This is a genomic window from Priestia sp. TRM10, from assembly GCF_057808375.1.
Map to the genome: position 1 here is coordinate 1,327,661 of NZ_JBJZOT010000015.1, position 15,059 is coordinate 1,342,719.

At 36.9% G+C, this 15,059-nt stretch carries 13 protein-coding genes and 1 other annotated feature; of the genes, 7 read left to right on the forward strand and 6 right to left on the reverse strand.

From position 1 onward, the window contains the following. The first annotated feature begins 96 nt into the window (after nucleotides 1-96). On the forward strand, nucleotides 97-891 hold the full coding sequence (gene hisJ, locus ACK3CR_RS23580) for a histidinol-phosphatase HisJ (RefSeq protein WP_243517171.1): 795 nt from the start codon (nucleotides 97-99) through the stop codon (nucleotides 889-891). Between the two features lie 3 nt (nucleotides 892-894). Here the strand turns inward: hisJ and refZ are convergent, their stop codons facing one another. Continuing rightward, complete coding sequence (gene refZ, locus ACK3CR_RS23585; protein ID WP_243517154.1) at nucleotides 895-1,536, reverse strand: forespore capture DNA-binding protein RefZ; 642 nt, start codon at nucleotides 1,534-1,536, stop codon at nucleotides 895-897. A gap of 281 nt (nucleotides 1,537-1,817) precedes the next feature. Here refZ and ACK3CR_RS23590 point away from each other — a divergent pair, with 281 nt between their 5' ends. Beyond that, nucleotides 1,818-2,303 carry a GAF domain-containing protein gene (locus ACK3CR_RS23590; RefSeq protein WP_019391182.1) on the forward strand — a complete coding sequence of 162 codons (486 nt, stop codon included), beginning with the start codon at nucleotides 1,818-1,820 and terminating at the stop codon, nucleotides 2,301-2,303. Between the two features lie 48 nt (nucleotides 2,304-2,351). Here the strand turns inward: ACK3CR_RS23590 and ACK3CR_RS23595 are convergent, their stop codons facing one another. Continuing rightward, nucleotides 2,352-4,172: a sensor domain-containing diguanylate cyclase gene (locus tag ACK3CR_RS23595; protein ID WP_488976169.1), complete on the reverse strand. Its 1,821-nt coding sequence runs from the start codon at nucleotides 4,170-4,172 to the stop codon at nucleotides 2,352-2,354. Nucleotides 4,173-4,569: 397 nt separating this feature from the next. Between ACK3CR_RS23595 and rpsD the strand changes: the two genes are divergently transcribed. Then, nucleotides 4,570-5,172: a 30S ribosomal protein S4 gene (gene rpsD / locus ACK3CR_RS23600; RefSeq protein WP_019391177.1), complete on the forward strand. Its 603-nt coding sequence runs from the start codon at nucleotides 4,570-4,572 to the stop codon at nucleotides 5,170-5,172. Between the two features lie 88 nt (nucleotides 5,173-5,260). On the opposite strand, the gene tyrS is transcribed toward rpsD, so the two are convergent. Beyond that, on the reverse strand, nucleotides 5,261-6,523 hold the full coding sequence (tyrS, locus tag ACK3CR_RS23605) for a tyrosine--tRNA ligase (protein ID WP_488976170.1): 1,263 nt from the start codon (nucleotides 6,521-6,523) through the stop codon (nucleotides 5,261-5,263). A gap of 50 nt (nucleotides 6,524-6,573) precedes the next feature. Then, nucleotides 6,574-6,808: a binding site (T-box leader), on the reverse strand. Between the two features lie 168 nt (nucleotides 6,809-6,976). On the opposite strand from tyrS, the gene ACK3CR_RS23610 reads away from it, so the two are divergent. Further along, complete coding sequence (locus ACK3CR_RS23610) at nucleotides 6,977-9,052, forward strand: transglycosylase domain-containing protein (RefSeq protein ID WP_488976171.1); 2,076 nt, start codon at nucleotides 6,977-6,979, stop codon at nucleotides 9,050-9,052. A gap of 39 nt (nucleotides 9,053-9,091) precedes the next feature. Here the strand turns inward: ACK3CR_RS23610 and acsA are convergent, their stop codons facing one another. Further along, complete coding sequence (gene acsA / locus ACK3CR_RS23615) at nucleotides 9,092-10,810, reverse strand: acetate--CoA ligase (RefSeq protein ID WP_243517145.1); 1,719 nt, start codon at nucleotides 10,808-10,810, stop codon at nucleotides 9,092-9,094. Nucleotides 10,811-10,987: 177 nt separating this feature from the next. On the opposite strand from acsA, the gene ACK3CR_RS23620 reads away from it, so the two are divergent. The 3 genes from ACK3CR_RS23620 to ACK3CR_RS23630 are packed head-to-tail and all read left to right on the forward strand — an operon-like array spanning nucleotide 10,988 to nucleotide 13,462. Beyond that, nucleotides 10,988-11,620: a GNAT family N-acetyltransferase gene (locus ACK3CR_RS23620; protein WP_243517142.1), complete on the forward strand. Its 633-nt coding sequence runs from the start codon at nucleotides 10,988-10,990 to the stop codon at nucleotides 11,618-11,620. Between the two features lie 22 nt (nucleotides 11,621-11,642). Beyond that, the gene (locus ACK3CR_RS23625) at nucleotides 11,643-12,290 is read left to right on the forward strand and encodes a CBS and ACT domain-containing protein (protein ID WP_243517134.1); all 648 of its coding nucleotides are present in this window, start codon (nucleotides 11,643-11,645) and stop codon (nucleotides 12,288-12,290) included. Next, nucleotides 12,287-13,462 carry an acetoin utilization protein AcuC gene (locus ACK3CR_RS23630; protein WP_328122500.1) on the forward strand — a complete coding sequence of 392 codons (1,176 nt, stop codon included), beginning with the start codon at nucleotides 12,287-12,289 and terminating at the stop codon, nucleotides 13,460-13,462. The genes ACK3CR_RS23625 and ACK3CR_RS23630 overlap by 4 nt, the downstream gene beginning before the upstream one ends. 41 nt (nucleotides 13,463-13,503) lie before the next feature. Here ACK3CR_RS23630 and ACK3CR_RS23635 read toward each other — a convergent pair whose 3' ends face one another. Next, a complete protein-coding gene (locus ACK3CR_RS23635; protein WP_243517121.1) occupies nucleotides 13,504-14,205 on the reverse strand; it encodes an OmpA family protein in 702 nt (233 codons plus the stop codon). Then, nucleotides 14,195-15,022 carry a MotA/TolQ/ExbB proton channel family protein gene (locus ACK3CR_RS23640; RefSeq protein ID WP_243517118.1) on the reverse strand — a complete coding sequence of 276 codons (828 nt, stop codon included), beginning with the start codon at nucleotides 15,020-15,022 and terminating at the stop codon, nucleotides 14,195-14,197. The genes ACK3CR_RS23635 and ACK3CR_RS23640 overlap by 11 nt, the downstream gene beginning before the upstream one ends. Between the last annotated feature and the right edge of the window lie 37 nt (nucleotides 15,023-15,059).

Here is a 15,059-nt window from a genome sequence, read left to right on the forward strand (position 1 = left end):
AATCCTTGGAAATAAACAATATTCCTCATACTTTTCTACATTCTAGCATTTTTTTATCAAAAACGCTTATATTTTGCTGTTAAGGAGAGAGACATTATGAAGAAAGACGGTCACATTCATACTCCATTTTGTCCCCATGGTTCAAGTGATGAATTAAGGAGTTATGTTTATAAAGCAGTTGCACAAGGATTTGAAGAAATTTCTTTTACAGAGCATGCTCCTCTTCCTCCTTCTTTCAAGGATCCTACTCCATTGAAAGATAGTGCTATGAAAGTGAGCGAAATGGAACTCTATATTGAGCAAATTGAGAAAGTGAAAAAAGAGTTTCAAAAAGAAGTAAAGATTAATGTTGGATTAGAGGTTGACTATATTAACGAATATGAAGAAGAGATTAGGCACTTTCTTAATACATACGGACCATATCTTGACGACAGCTTATTGTCTGTTCATTTCCTTAATAAAGAGGGTTCTTTTTACTGCTTGGACTACAGTGCGGAAGAATTTGAATATATCATTGCAAAGTTTGGCTCTGTTAAAGAAGTATACAAAGCTTACTTTGAAGCCGTTGCTTCATCAGTTAAAGCAGATTTAGGTTCTTACAAACCAAAACGAATAGGTCATATAACGCTTGTTCATAAATTTCAAAAAAAGTTTCCATGTGAAGTCTCTTTTCAAAATGAAGTCTTGCATATTCTAAATGAAGTGAAGAATCGAAATTTAGAACTCGATTATAATGCAGCTGGATTTCACAAACCACTTTGTCAAGAAGCATACCCTTCTAAAGAAGTTGTTGTACTTGCTCAACAAAAAAACATCCCTCTTGTTTATGGGTCAGATGCCCATTGTGCGAAGGATGTTGGTCAAAGCTACACAAAACTTTTTGAAAGATAAACGTTACTTTACAACAAGCTGCAGCGGAGTACATGGCAAGCATATATGCTCGTTAATCCACTGCTGTAGCTCACTCGTATATTTAGTAACAAAATACTCCTCATGTGTGAGGACATGAAGCACTTCCGCTGCATACTGCTGATGCAAATAAGGCATTGTCATCATGCCCTTAAGCTGCATAATTGTAAATGAAACACTCACATGTCGAAATTCTTTTCTTTTCATACCAAGCTCTAGGAGCATTTTTAAATAATATTTCTCTTTCGTTAAATAGGTTGACATAATCTCCCGAACAAACGTTGTATCTACGGAAAGTTCCCGGTAAATGACCCGAGCAACTTCTCTATGTGCGTGCTGATATTTCATTACATGAAAAAGCATTTGACCGAAGCATTCTCGCACAGGCCGATTTTGAAATGATCGCCATACTTTATCCATTTCTTTAATATATCCTTCAAAGAACTTGGTAACGATATACTCAAGGAGTCCCTCTTTCCCGTCAAAGTAGTAAGAGATATTTGCTACATTCACACCTGCCTTTTTCGCAATCTCGCGAACAGAAGTCCCGTTAAATCCTTTAATTTGAAACAAGGAAACAGCTGCATCCAACACTCTTTCTTTTGTTTCTACTTTTTCCTTCAACATTGTCACCCTCTCAATATAAAGTGTTTGCAAATTACAAACGAATGTGCAACAATACTTTGAACGATACAAAAGGAATTTATAATAAGGGCTATTGTGACAGAAGCAGACATAAGGGCTACTAGTAACATCAAACACGAGCAGAATATCTAATTTTTTGACTTTATTATAGATGATTCGTTTTATGAACCTTCTTTCCTCCTCTTTTTACTCGACAAAGTTTGAAGGTTCTATAAATACAAAATCGAAATTTGATTTTTTTTATAGTTGAAAGGGGTTTTTCCATGTTTCATGTCGAAAATTATAGTGGACAAAAAGAGAAAGACTTTGAGCTTGTTATTAAACAACTTCAAGCTCTAACAGCTGATGAACCAAACACTATTGCTAATTTGGCGAATGCTTCATCACTTCTAAATCAATTTTTAGAAGAAATCAACTGGGTTGGTTTTTATCTTACAGATGAAGCTAAAAATCAACTTGTTCTTGGACCTTTCCAAGGGCTTCCTGCATGCGTTCGAATTCCATTTGGAAGAGGGGTTTGCGGTACTGCTGCTGCTGAACAAAAAACACTTCGTGTTAAAGATGTACACGAGTTTCCAGGTCACATTGCTTGTGACAGTGCTTCTCAATCTGAGATTGTTGTTCCAATTATCAAAGATGGAAAAACAATTGGAGTCTTAGATATTGATAGCCCTATTAAAAACCGTTTTGATGAACAAGATGAAAAATATCTAAATCAGTTTGTTGACGTATTAGTTCAAACGCTATAATAAGGAAGCTGCCAATAAACCACAAAAAGTGGTATCCTGGCAGCTTCTTTATTTTTCACAACTTTTTACAACCTGATTTTTCCCGTTATTTTTCGCTTGATAAAGAGCTTTATCAGCCTTAATAAATAACCGATGTGCTGACTTTTCACCCCTTTTCCACGATGAAACGCCGCATGAAACGGTTGTATGTGGAACAGTTTCCTTATGGACTTTTGCGACAAGGCGCTGTGCAATACTGACTGCGATATGTTGTGGAACATTTGGCAAATAAACAGCAAGCTCTTCACCTCCCCATCTAGCTCCAATATCTCCATCTCTCAAATTATTTTTAATAATTGAGGACACTTGTATGAGGACTTGATCTCCTGTTTGATGACCATACGTATCATTCACTTGCTTAAAATTATCAATATCCAACAAAAGAAGAGAACCAAGTTTGTCCTGTTCTATAGACTTCTGAATTTGCTCATCTAGATAACTTCGTGAATAAAGTTTTGTAAGGTGATCTGTTACAACTAAACTTTCCAACTCCTCTCTTAAAATAGAATTTGTAAAAGCAAGTGTTGAATGATGTACAAGGGATTGTAATACTCTATAGTGGTTAAATGTAAAGAAGTACGGCTTATCATGAACAATGAGGACAAGTCCGGACATTTTATTGTTGTGAATCATAGGAAGAGCAATAAGAGAACGATATGGAAACTTCTCGCCAAATAGTGTATCTGTGTCATTGATAAATTTCGACTCTTTTTCTCTGTTAATTTTCTTATAAATTTTATCAATATAAGCCTTGTTTTCTGTTTGAAAAAATAATTCTGTACTACCTTCTAATATTTTATACTTATCATTTGTAATACAGAGAAGAAAACCAACACCTTTAGCATGAAAAAAAGTAATGATTTGCTCTGTCATATAATGAATCGTATCGTCTAACCGTAGACTTGAGTTGAGCTTATGTGAAGTCTCATTAATAAGTTTGACATCTTCAATCACCTGTTCCAACTGTTCATGGAGCTTGGCATTTTCTAAAGCTGCTCCTGTTGTATGAGCAATTTTTTCAATAAAACTCATTTCCTGCTCTGAGCAAATGACTCCATTTTCCCCAATCATCTCAAGAACCCCATACACTCCTTGCTTTCCTTGCAAAGGTGCATATAGAACAGACCTTTTTCCATCTTCCATCATTTCAATATGAATTCTTCCTGAAACGTATGCTTTCATTACTCCAGAGCTCAACTTTTGGTCGTTATATTTCATTGTACGAATAGAGGGATCATGACTTACTTCACTATCATGAGAAAGAATAAGTGAACACTCTGCTTTCGGACAAATGGTATCAAGCGCCGTAATAACGTCCTTTAACACTTGATTAGGATCTAATGAAGAATAAAGCTTTATTGTTAAATCATATAGGCCTGCATATCGGGCTCTTTCATATTCTTTTTCTATCTCTTTATCCACATATTCTAAAAACTGAGCACATGTTGTCCATAAAAGAGGAGAAAATTCAGGTGGCAAGGTATTTTCTCTGTATACAATCCCTAAATAAAGTTCCTTCAAAGATAGAAAAGGAAATTGAAAAACAGCAATTTCCCTTCCACTCTCTTGAAAAGAGAAAATCGTTTGATCGTCTGGTACTTTTTGAACATTTTTTACTATACTGTGTTCTTCATTCCACGCAACCTCTTCACTAGTCACTATATATTTATACCCTTCGTATACTAGAAATGCACCTTCTAATGTACAGGAATCAACAAGAATACGGAGGACCTCTTCATATAAGGAGGAAGGATTTTCTCTAGGCAATTTTTCCATCAGCATATCAAAAAAAGATTGTTTTAGACGGGTTATTATTTTTTCTATAGGCATTTCAAACTCCTCAGTTTAAATAAACTTTTTATTGTAATTTAAGGTATGTACTCTAAATTATACTATATATTATAATCAATATAGTTATATTTTCCTATTACTTTGTACCCTTAAAAATTATCTTCTAACCTTTCACTCTTTTTCTTCCTTTATTTGTTTTATACAGAAAAAGATTTGATTTTTTTCTGAGAAGATTATATAATACTCTCTGTGTGAAATATGAAAGGCAGTACTGGCAATCTTTATGGTGAATTCATTTTGTTCCTTAATAATAAGGTGTATCTTGTAACTCTTGGCTGCTGGAGCGAGGATGCATGAAAACAAAATGAACATGATAAAGGATTGTGGCTGTTTTTATTTCATGCGAAATAAAAACACACAAAAGGAGGAGTCAATTATGGCTCGCTATACAGGTCCAAGCTGGAAATTATCTCGTCGTTTAGGTGTTTCACTAAGCGGAACAGGTAAAGAATTAGAAAAACGTCCTTACGCTCCAGGTCCACACGGTCCAGGACAACGTAAAAAAATCTCTGAGTATGGTTTACAATTACAAGAGAAACAAAAATTACGTCATATGTACGGAGTTAACGAACGTCAATTCCGTAACTTATTCGTAAAAGCAGGTAAAATGGAAGGTATCCACGGTGAAAACTTCATGACACTTCTTGAAGCTCGTCTTGATAACATCGTATATCGTCTAGGTCTTGCACGCACTCGTCGTCAAGCTCGTCAATTAGTTAACCATGGTCATATTCTTGTTGATGGTTCTCGCGTTGACATCCCATCTTACCGTGTAACTCCAGGTCAAGTTGTTTCTGTACGTGAAAAATCACGTAACCTTTCTATCGTTAAAGAAGCAATCGAAGTAACAAACTTCGTACCTGATTATGTTACATTTGATGCTGAGAAATTAGAAGGTACTTTCACTCGCTTACCAGAGCGTTCTGAATTACCAGCTGAGATCAATGAAGCACTTATCGTAGAGTTCTACTCTCGTTAATAACAGAAAGCGATTGGACTGGTCCAATCGCTTTTTTTATTTATATATGAAAAGAAGCTAAACAATAAATGTTTAGCTTCTTTTTTCATTATTTATACTCAATTACAAAGTACTTCTTCTTACCTCTACGAATAACCGTGAACTCGCCGTCAATACGGTCTTCCGCTGATAATATTTTTTGTAAATCTTGCTCGCGTTCTCCATTAATATAAACTGCGCCATTTCCGATATCTTCACGTGCTTGACGTTTAGATGGAGAGATTTTTGCTGATACAAGAAGATCAATAAGACCGATCTCTTCGTCTTTTTTCACTTCAAACGTTGGAACATCTTTGAATCCCTGCTTAATCTCAGCACCTGTCAAAGCTTGAATATCCCCTTTAAACAATGCCTGTGAAATACGGATCGCTTGCTCTAAAGCTTTCTCATTATGAACAAGTTTTGTCATTTCTTCAGCTAGTGCTTTTTGAGCTGCGCGTTGCTCTGGCTCTTCTTTTGTTTTGCGATCAAGTTCTTCGATTTCCTCATGACTTAAGAAAGTAAAGTACTTAATGTACTTGATTACATCGCGATCATCTGTATTAATCCAAAATTGGTAGAACTCATATGGCGACGTTTTTTCTGAGTCTAACCAAACTGCGCCACCTTCTGTTTTCCCAAACTTTGTTCCATCAGATTTTGTTACAAGTGGGACAGTTAAACCATATGCTTTTGCATTTTCTTCTGATTTGCGAATTAATTCTAATCCAGATGTAATATTTCCCCACTGATCGCTTCCACCAATTTGCAAACGACACCCTTCATTTTGATATAAACGAAGGAAATCAAGTGATTGTAGAATCATATACGTGAATTCAGTAAATGAAATACCTGTTTCAATACGAGATTGTACAGTGTCTTTAGCAAGCATGTAATTTAAGCCAAAGTTTTTTCCGATATCGCGCAAGAATGATACAACATCCATATTGCCAACCCAGTCATAGTTGTTTGTCATTTTTGCTGCGTTATCGCCTTCTTTAAACTCTAAAAAGCGAGAAAGCTGTTCTTTAATACGCTCAACCCATAGATCCACAACTTCTTTTTCATTTAAAGTTCGTTCTGCTTTCTTACCACTTGGATCTCCAATAAGACCTGTTGCTCCACCAACAAGAGGAAGTGGACGGTGTCCTGCTTCTTGGAATCTCTTTAACATGAGGATAGGAAGTAGATGACCAATATGCAAACTGTCTGCTGTTGGATCAAATCCACAGTAAAGCGTTACACTTTCTTCAGCTAACAGCTTTGTTAGTCCTTCCTCATCTGTCATTTGATTAATAAGACCACGGTATTGTAAATCTTCGATAAGATTCATTTTATTCGCTCCTTTTTTCTTTTCAAATAAAAAACGCCCCTTCTATTGCTAGAAGGGACGAGGTTTGATCGCGGTACCACCCTTGTTAAAACAATCCACTAAAGATTGTTTTCACTCAGTTACTTTAACGGTATACACCGTCTTTTGCTAATAAATGATTACCTCATTGTTCACAAAAGATGCTCTAGGAGGTAATTCACAAAACAACTTTGTACTGATTTTCACCATCCATCAGCTCTCTAAAACAGGGAGAAGTTTGTTACTAATTCCTTTCATAGCAGTCCATATATTCACATATCATTGATTATGAACGATTTTATCTTAAATTGCAAGAACTGGTCCTAAAAACAGGTATCAAATCTTATGGAAAATATACTACATTAGAGACAAAATACTACATTTCTCGTAAAAATAACTATGCTATAATAAACAGAAGTAAGGGGGAAATCATATATGTGGGAAAAGTGGAAAACAAAACTAAAGGAGCTATTAGCTAGCCTTAAAGATGGACAATCATCCACTTATATAAAAAGAGGAAAGTTAGCCTCTCTCGTTATTTATAATATTGTTATTATTGGCTTCGTTTTTTTACTTATAATCGGTTCATTTGCCTTTGGAGCAGGCTCTGGCTATTTCGCTTCCCTCATTAAAGACGAGTCACCTCCTTCTAAAAAGGAGATGAGTGACGCTTTAACGAATTATAGCGAAACAAGCGAAATTTACTTTGCTAACAATGTACCTCTAGGAAAGCTACGATCAAATCTTGAACGTGATGAAGTGAAATTAGAGAACGTTTCTCCTCACCTCGTTAATGCCCTCATTTCGACAGAAGATGAGTATTTCTATAAACATGACGGAGTGGTTCCAAAAGCTGTTCTTCGAGCTCTTTATCAAGATGTTTCAAATTCTGCTACGAGAACAGGCGGAAGTACATTAACACAGCAGCTTATTAAAAATCAGATGTTAACAAATGAAGTTTCCTTTACAAGGAAAGCAAATGAGATTCTTCTTGCCCTCCGTGTTGAAAACTACTTCTCCAAAGAGGAAATTTTAGAAGCTTACCTAAACGTTGCTTACTTTGGAAGAAACTCAGCAGGAAGCAATATTGCAGGTGTTCAAACAGCTGCTCAAGGACTGTTTGGACGAGATGCAAAAGATCTGACACTTGAACAAGCAGCCTTTATTGCTGGCCTTCCTCAAAGTCCGTCCCGCTATACACCATTTACGCAAGCTGGACAATTAAAGGAGGATCTTTCTCCAGGAGTAAAACGAATGAAAACCGTGCTCTTCCGCATGAAACGAGCTGGGTACATTACCAAACAGGAGTATGAACAAGCAGTAAACTACGATATTACAAAAGACTTTAAAACTTCTTCTCCTTCTGTTGTAGAAAAGTATCCTTGGTTGAATTTTGAAGTGGAAAAGCGAGTGCGTAAAATTTTAGCAGAGCAGCTTGCAAACAAAGCAGGTATTAGTACAGAAAAACTCTATGGTGACAAAGCTCTTCTTCAACAGTATACCGAGCAAGCCGATCTTAATATGAGACAAAACGGCTATCACATCCACACTACAATTCATAAAGATATCTATGATGCAATGGAAAATGTAACGAAAAATTTCAATGGCTTTAATAACTACGTAAAAGTCAATACCGGTAGCGTGATGATTGATAACAAATCAGGAGCTATCATTAGTTTTGTTGGAGGCCGAGATTATCAAAGTTCTCAGTATAACTATGCTACAAGCGTAGAAAAGCCTAATGGTTCAACAATGAAGCCACTGCTTGTATATGCACCTGCTATCCAAAACGGGTTAATTTCCGCTAATTCTATGATTAGTAATAGTGCCTTTACGTGGGGAAACTGGTCACCAAAAAATGCAGGAAAAAACTATACTGCTCCAGTAACGGTACGAAAAGCACTTACATACTCTTACAATATTCCAGCTGCCAGAGTATATAAGATGAACAAAGGAAACAATCCAGTCTCTTACCTAGAAAAAATGGGCTTTACCTCCCTTCAGCCAGGTGATTATGAACATGCTTCCCTTGCACTAGGAGCAATGGATCAAGGTGTGACAGTAGAGGAAAACGTCAATGCCTATACTACCTTTGCTAACAAAGGACAGTTTAAAGACGCTTACCTTATCGAGAAAATTGAAACTCGCGATGGGAAAGTTTTATATCAACATGAGACAAAACCAACAACCGTGTTCTCTACTAATACTTCTTCTCAAATGATTAGTATGATGAGAGATGTTGTACAAACAGGAACTGCTGCAAGAGTACGAAACTACTTACAGTTTAATTCAGATCTTGTTGGAAAAACGGGAACAACGCAAAATGAAAATGATTTATGGTTTGTTGCATCAAATCCAAATGTAACGTTTGGAACATGGATGGGACGATTAAATAGTCCGCAAAGTTCAGCGAAACCAGGAGATCACTTGCGACTGTGGGCTCAGTATATGAATGCAGCGTATCGAGTGGAACCTAGTTTTATAGCTCCATCAGAACGTTTTCAGCCTTAATAAAAAGAGAGACTGCTATAAAAGCAGTCTCTCTTTTTATTAATCTTCCATTGAGGAAAGATCTCCAGCAGGCAAATCAAGCTCCCACGCTTTCAACACGCGACGCATAATTTTTCCACTTCTTGTTTTCGGTAGCTTTTCTCTAAATTCAATCTCTCGTGGTGCAGCATGTGCTGCAAGGCCTTTCTTCACAAACTGACGAATATTCTCGATAAGTTCATCAGAAGGCTCATATCCATCTCTTAAAGCAATAAATGCTTTAATAACTTCCCCACGCACAGGATCTGGCTTGCCGATAACGCCTGCCTCTGCAACAGCCTCATGTTCTACAAGTTTGCTTTCCACTTCAAATGGACCTACCCGTTCACCGGATGTCATAATAACATCATCGACTCTTCCTTGGAACCAAAAATATCCGTCTTCATCCATATAAGCCGAATCACCTGAAACATACCAATCACCAGGCATAAAATAGGTTTCATACTTTTCAGGATTATTCCAAATTGATCTCATCATGGAAGGCCAACCTTTTGCAATAGCTAGGTTCCCCATTCGATTTGGAGGAAGTTCCTGACCTCTATCATCTACAATCGCTGCTTTAATTCCTGGAATTGGTTTCCCCATTGATCCTGGACGAATTTCCATTGCTGGATAATTACAGATCACTTGGCCTCCCGTTTCTGTCATCCACCATGTATCATGAATGCGGATATTAAACACTTTCATTCCCCATCTAATAACTTCAGGATTTAGAGGCTCTCCAACGCTCACAATATGGCGAAGATTACTTAAATCATACTTCTTCATGAGCTCGTCCCCTGCTCCCATTAACATTCTAAACGCTGTTGGAGCACTATACCAAACAGTTACTCCATAATCAGCCAATGCTTTATACCAGTTATCAGGACTAAAACGGCCCCCAACAATTACACTTGTTGCTCCAGCAAGCCAAGGCCCAAAAATACCGTAAGACGTACCTGTTACCCACCCTGGATCCGCTGTGCACCAGTAAATATCGTCTTCTTGTAAATCAAGTACCCATTTTGCTGTCTGATAATGCTGTACCATAGCATTGTGTACATGTAAAACACCTTTTGGTTTTCCAGTCGATCCTGACGTATAGTGAAGAATAAGTCCGTCTTCACGTTCCACCCAAACAGGCTCAAATGTTGAACTTGCTTCACTAAAATGTTTATTAAAATCAAGGTAAACATCGTCTTCCTCAACATCTTCTCCTACAATAAGAACACTTTTTAAAGCAGGAAGATCACTGACGGGAACTCTTTCTAACAGCTCCTTCGTTGTGATAAGTACTTTCGCTTCACTATCTTCTAAGCGATCTTTTACAGCCCCCTCCATAAATGCTTCAAAAAGCGGCCCTACAATTGCACCTACTTTAATAGCACCTAGCACTGCAAAGTACAGTTCAGGCGATCGAGGCATAAAGATGAACACCCTGTCCCCTTTTTCTACATCTGTTGTCTTTTTGAGAACATTGGCAGCTTTGTTAGACAAAGCACTCATTTCTCTAAAAGTATATTTCTCTTTTCTTTCTCCGTTTTCATAAAAGAGCGCTACTTTATTTTTCCTGAAAGAGTTTGCATGCCTGTCAATTGCTTCATAGGCCATATTTAATTTCCCACTCTCATACCACGAAAATTGCTCTTCAACGTTTTTCCAGTTAAAATTGCTGTAAACATCATCATAATTTTGTAAGTTATAATTCCCCTTAATCACCGGAAGCGCTTCCATCCCCATATCAAACTCCTCCTTATGTAGCAATTTACAAAATCTATTATAATATAAAATGGAATATTTCTCAATTTTTAAAATATTTATATATTTTATCCTTTGGCCTATTGAAAACGCTTTATAAGGTGATTTTTCATGTATAATATAATATATAAGAAAAGATTTTCGAGGTGGTGAATGCATTTGAGGCATATAAAAACGTACCACGCCAAAGAAATAAAAACAAAGCAAGGTCCAATTATTGTAGAAGGCCCTATCCAAACAAATAGATTAAAAGAGCTTCATTTTCATGAAGGATTAACGGCCTTTAGACCTTCTGATCAACAGAAAGAAGCATTGCTTGAAATTTCAGAGCTTGAAGAAGGACGCATTATTATTGCCCGTTATAAGGATACTGTTGTAGGCTATGTCACATTTCTATATCCTGATCCACTTGAACGGTGGTCTGAAGGAAATTTAGAGAACTTGATTGAGCTTGGTGCTATTGAAGTTGCTCCTCCTTTTAGAGAGATATCTATTGGAAAAAATCTTTTAGAAATTTCAATGATGGATAAGATGATGGAAAACTATATTATTATTACAACCGAATACTATTGGCATTGGGATTTAAAAGGCACTGGGTTAAATGTTTGGGAGTATCGAAAAGCAATGGAAAAAATGATGGAAACAGGAGGACTTACTTGGGTAGCCACAGATGATCCTGAAATTTGCTCTCATCCTGCTAACTGCTTAATGGCTCGGTTCGGTAAGAAAGTAAATCATGAATCTGTGCAGAAGTTTGATCAACTTCGTTTTCAAAATCGCTTTATGTACTAACTTACAAAAGGAGCTGTGAAGGATGATTGTTGAAGAGATTATGAGTAGAAATCTAATTACTCTTCTACCAGCAGATAAAATTAAACAAGCTGTTGTTCTCATGAATAAATATCATGTTCGTCATATTCCTGTTGTGGATAAAGAAGATAAGCTTCTTGGTATTATTTCAGATCGTGATATAAAGGATGCTGCTCCTTCAATTTTTGCACAAGATCACAAATTTGAAGAATTCGAGAAGCCTGTTCATGAGATTATGACGAAAAATGTGATTGTAGCATATCCGCTTGACTTTGTTGAAGAAATCTCATTCATCTTTTATGAGAACAAAATTAGCTGCCTTCCTATTATTCATAAAGGCAAACTTGTTGGAATTGTAACCAAAACTGATATATTGAATACTCTTGTTCAATTAACAGGTGCACACCAACCAGGTTCTCAAATTGAAGTAAAGGTTCCAAATGTAGCAGGTAAACTTAGTGAAGTCACAAAGCTATTAAGTGACCATCATCTAAATATTTTAAGCGTTCTCGTTTATCCTTATAAGCAAGATGATACATACCGTACAATTGTTCTGCGCATTGAAACGCTAAACCCGACAAAAGCAATCTATGCCCTAGTTGAACACGGTTATGAAGTGTTACGACCTCATATAACGGATGTGATACGATGAAACATGACGCTTTATTTGTTTATTCTCCTGATTTCCTAACATATAAATTTAATACTCATCATCCTTTTAATCAACTCCGAGTCGAGATGACGTACGATTTATTAAAAGCATTAGGCGCCTTAGGCGATCAACAAGTTATAAAACCTCGTCAAGCTTCTGTAGAAGAGCTTAAGCTTATCCACCATGACGCTTACATTCAGGCTGTTCAGAAAGCTGGTCAAGGACTTCTATCAAAAGATGAAGGGCTAAACTTTGGACTTGGTACAGAAGATACACCTATTTTCCCTAACATGCACGAAGCAAGTGCTTATCTTGTAGGGGGCACTCTTACTGCGGTTGATCTGGTGATGTCTGGGAGCACTCGTCATGCATTCAGCTTAGGAGGAGGGCTTCACCACGGTTTTTGTGGAAAGGCATCTGGTTTTTGCATTTATAACGATAGTGCTGTAGCCATTAAATATTTACAGCAGAAATACAATGCACGGGTTCTTTATATTGATACTGATGCACATCATGGAGACGGTGTTCAAGTTGCCTTCTATGATGATCCCCAAATTTGCACGTTTTCAATTCATGAAACAGGTCGCTATCTCTTTCCTGGCACAGGATCAATTAATGAAAGAGGCTATGGAAATGGATACGGCTATTCTTTTAATTTACCTCTTGATGCCTATACAGAAGATGAATCATTTTTATACACATACGAAACAGCAGTAAGGGAAATTGCAGAATTTTTCAAACCTGACGTCATTTTAACGCAAAATGGCGCAGATGCTCACTATCATGATCCATTGACACATCTTTATACTACTATGGAAACCTACAAACATATTCCTAAAATAGCTCATGAACTAGCTCATAAATATTGTAATGGACGCTGGATTGCTGTTGGAGGTGGAGGATATGATATTTGGCGCGTAGTTCCTAGAGCATGGTCACTAATTTGGCTTGAAATGACGGGGTTCACTCTTAAAGAAGATCTCTTGCCAAAGAACTGGGTTGATAAATGGTCTAAAAGAGCGCATCATCCACTCTGTACAACGTGGAGTGATCCTCCTAATTTATATAAAAAGGTGCCTCGCAAAAAAGAAATTGAAGAAAAAAATAGCCGTACTCTTCAAAATCTGCTTTTTCCAATCCGTGGAACAGAAAGAAATAAAAATGTCACATGAACTAAAAAAATCCGCTTCAAAAAAGCGGATTTTTTACTGTATTAGTCATTAAGATCTGAGATTACAATTTCTACACGGCGGTTCTTCTTCATCTCTTCTTCTTGATTACTTATCTTAAGTGGCTTTGTATCCCCATATCCAATTGCCACAAACCTGCTTGAGTTGATGTTATAGGTTTTTGACAAGTATTGAATAACACTGCTTGCTCGGGCAGTAGAAAGCTCCCAATTTGACGGATAATAACTGTTTCGAATAGGCCTCTTGTCTGTATGGCCTTCAACATGAATAACATTTGGCAGCTCTTTAATAATTTCACCTATCTTATTTAAAAACGGCCGAGATTCAGGAACAAGCCTTGCTTCCCCTGTTGGGAAAAGGATTTGTTCTTGTAAAACAAGTACAACTCCTCGTGAATCTTTTTTAGCTGCGATTTTATCATCTAAGTTGTTTTTCTTCAACTTTCCTTTAATATAAGCCAAAAGTTCATCGGAGTTCATCTTTGACTGTGCTTCTCCTTGACTTTCTTTATTATGTACATCTTTTGTTGACTCACTAGCTAATGTCTTATCCATTGAGCCAACAAGCTTCTGAAACTTGCCGCTATTAATATGAGACATGGAGAATAAAAGAACAAAAAAAACGAGAATAAGCGTAATCAAGTCTGCGAATGTGACAAGCCATTTTACATTTCCTCCATCTTCACGACGCTTTGGGCGACGAAGACGATGTTTTCTAGATCTCAATTTCTTTAACTCCTTGTACACCTTTTTCCAACTTATTCTTCTTACGATTTAAACGTTCTTCTGTTGATAAAAAGGCAGATAGCCGCTCTTCTACCATACCTGGATTTTGACCTGTTTGAACTCCAATAACGCCTTCAATTACACATTGTCTTAGGAAGATCTCTTGTTCTGTTTGTAATGAAAGTTTTGCTGCAAGGGGCTGAAACACTAAATTAGCAAGCAATGAGCCATATAGTGTTGTTAAAAGAGCTACTGCCATATTTGGCCCGAGTAAAGAAGGATCATCCATATTTTTCAGCATTAATACAAGACCAATAAGAGTACCGATCATTCCCCACGCTGGTGCATATTCAGCAGCTTTCTCAAAAATACTTCGACCTTTGCGATGACGTTCTTCTAGCGCATCAACTTCTAGATTTAATATTTCCTCAATCGTATCTGTCTCTACTCCATCAACAGCTAAAAGAATCCCTTTCTTCAGAAAGCGATCTTCTACATCTCCCACCTCTGCTTCAAGAGATAAAAGCCCTTCTTTTCTTGCTTTATTAGCAAAAGCAACAAAAAGGTCCACATATGGTTCAGGCTCAAAAGTTTGAGTGCGAAATGCCTGCTTAGCAATGGTTCCTACTTTTTTAAGCTCATTTATACGAAAACTAACAAAAAGTCCTGCTAAAACTCCTCCTAACACAATAAAGAAGGAAGGGATATTTAAAAGGGAAAAGAAGTTCTCAATCCCTCCACTTGTAATAACTCCAAAAATAATAATGGCACAACCAACAACTAATCCTAGCGGTGTAAGAATATCATATTTCTTCATTACGTTTCTCCATTTTCTTTTACCCCGAGCTTTTTAG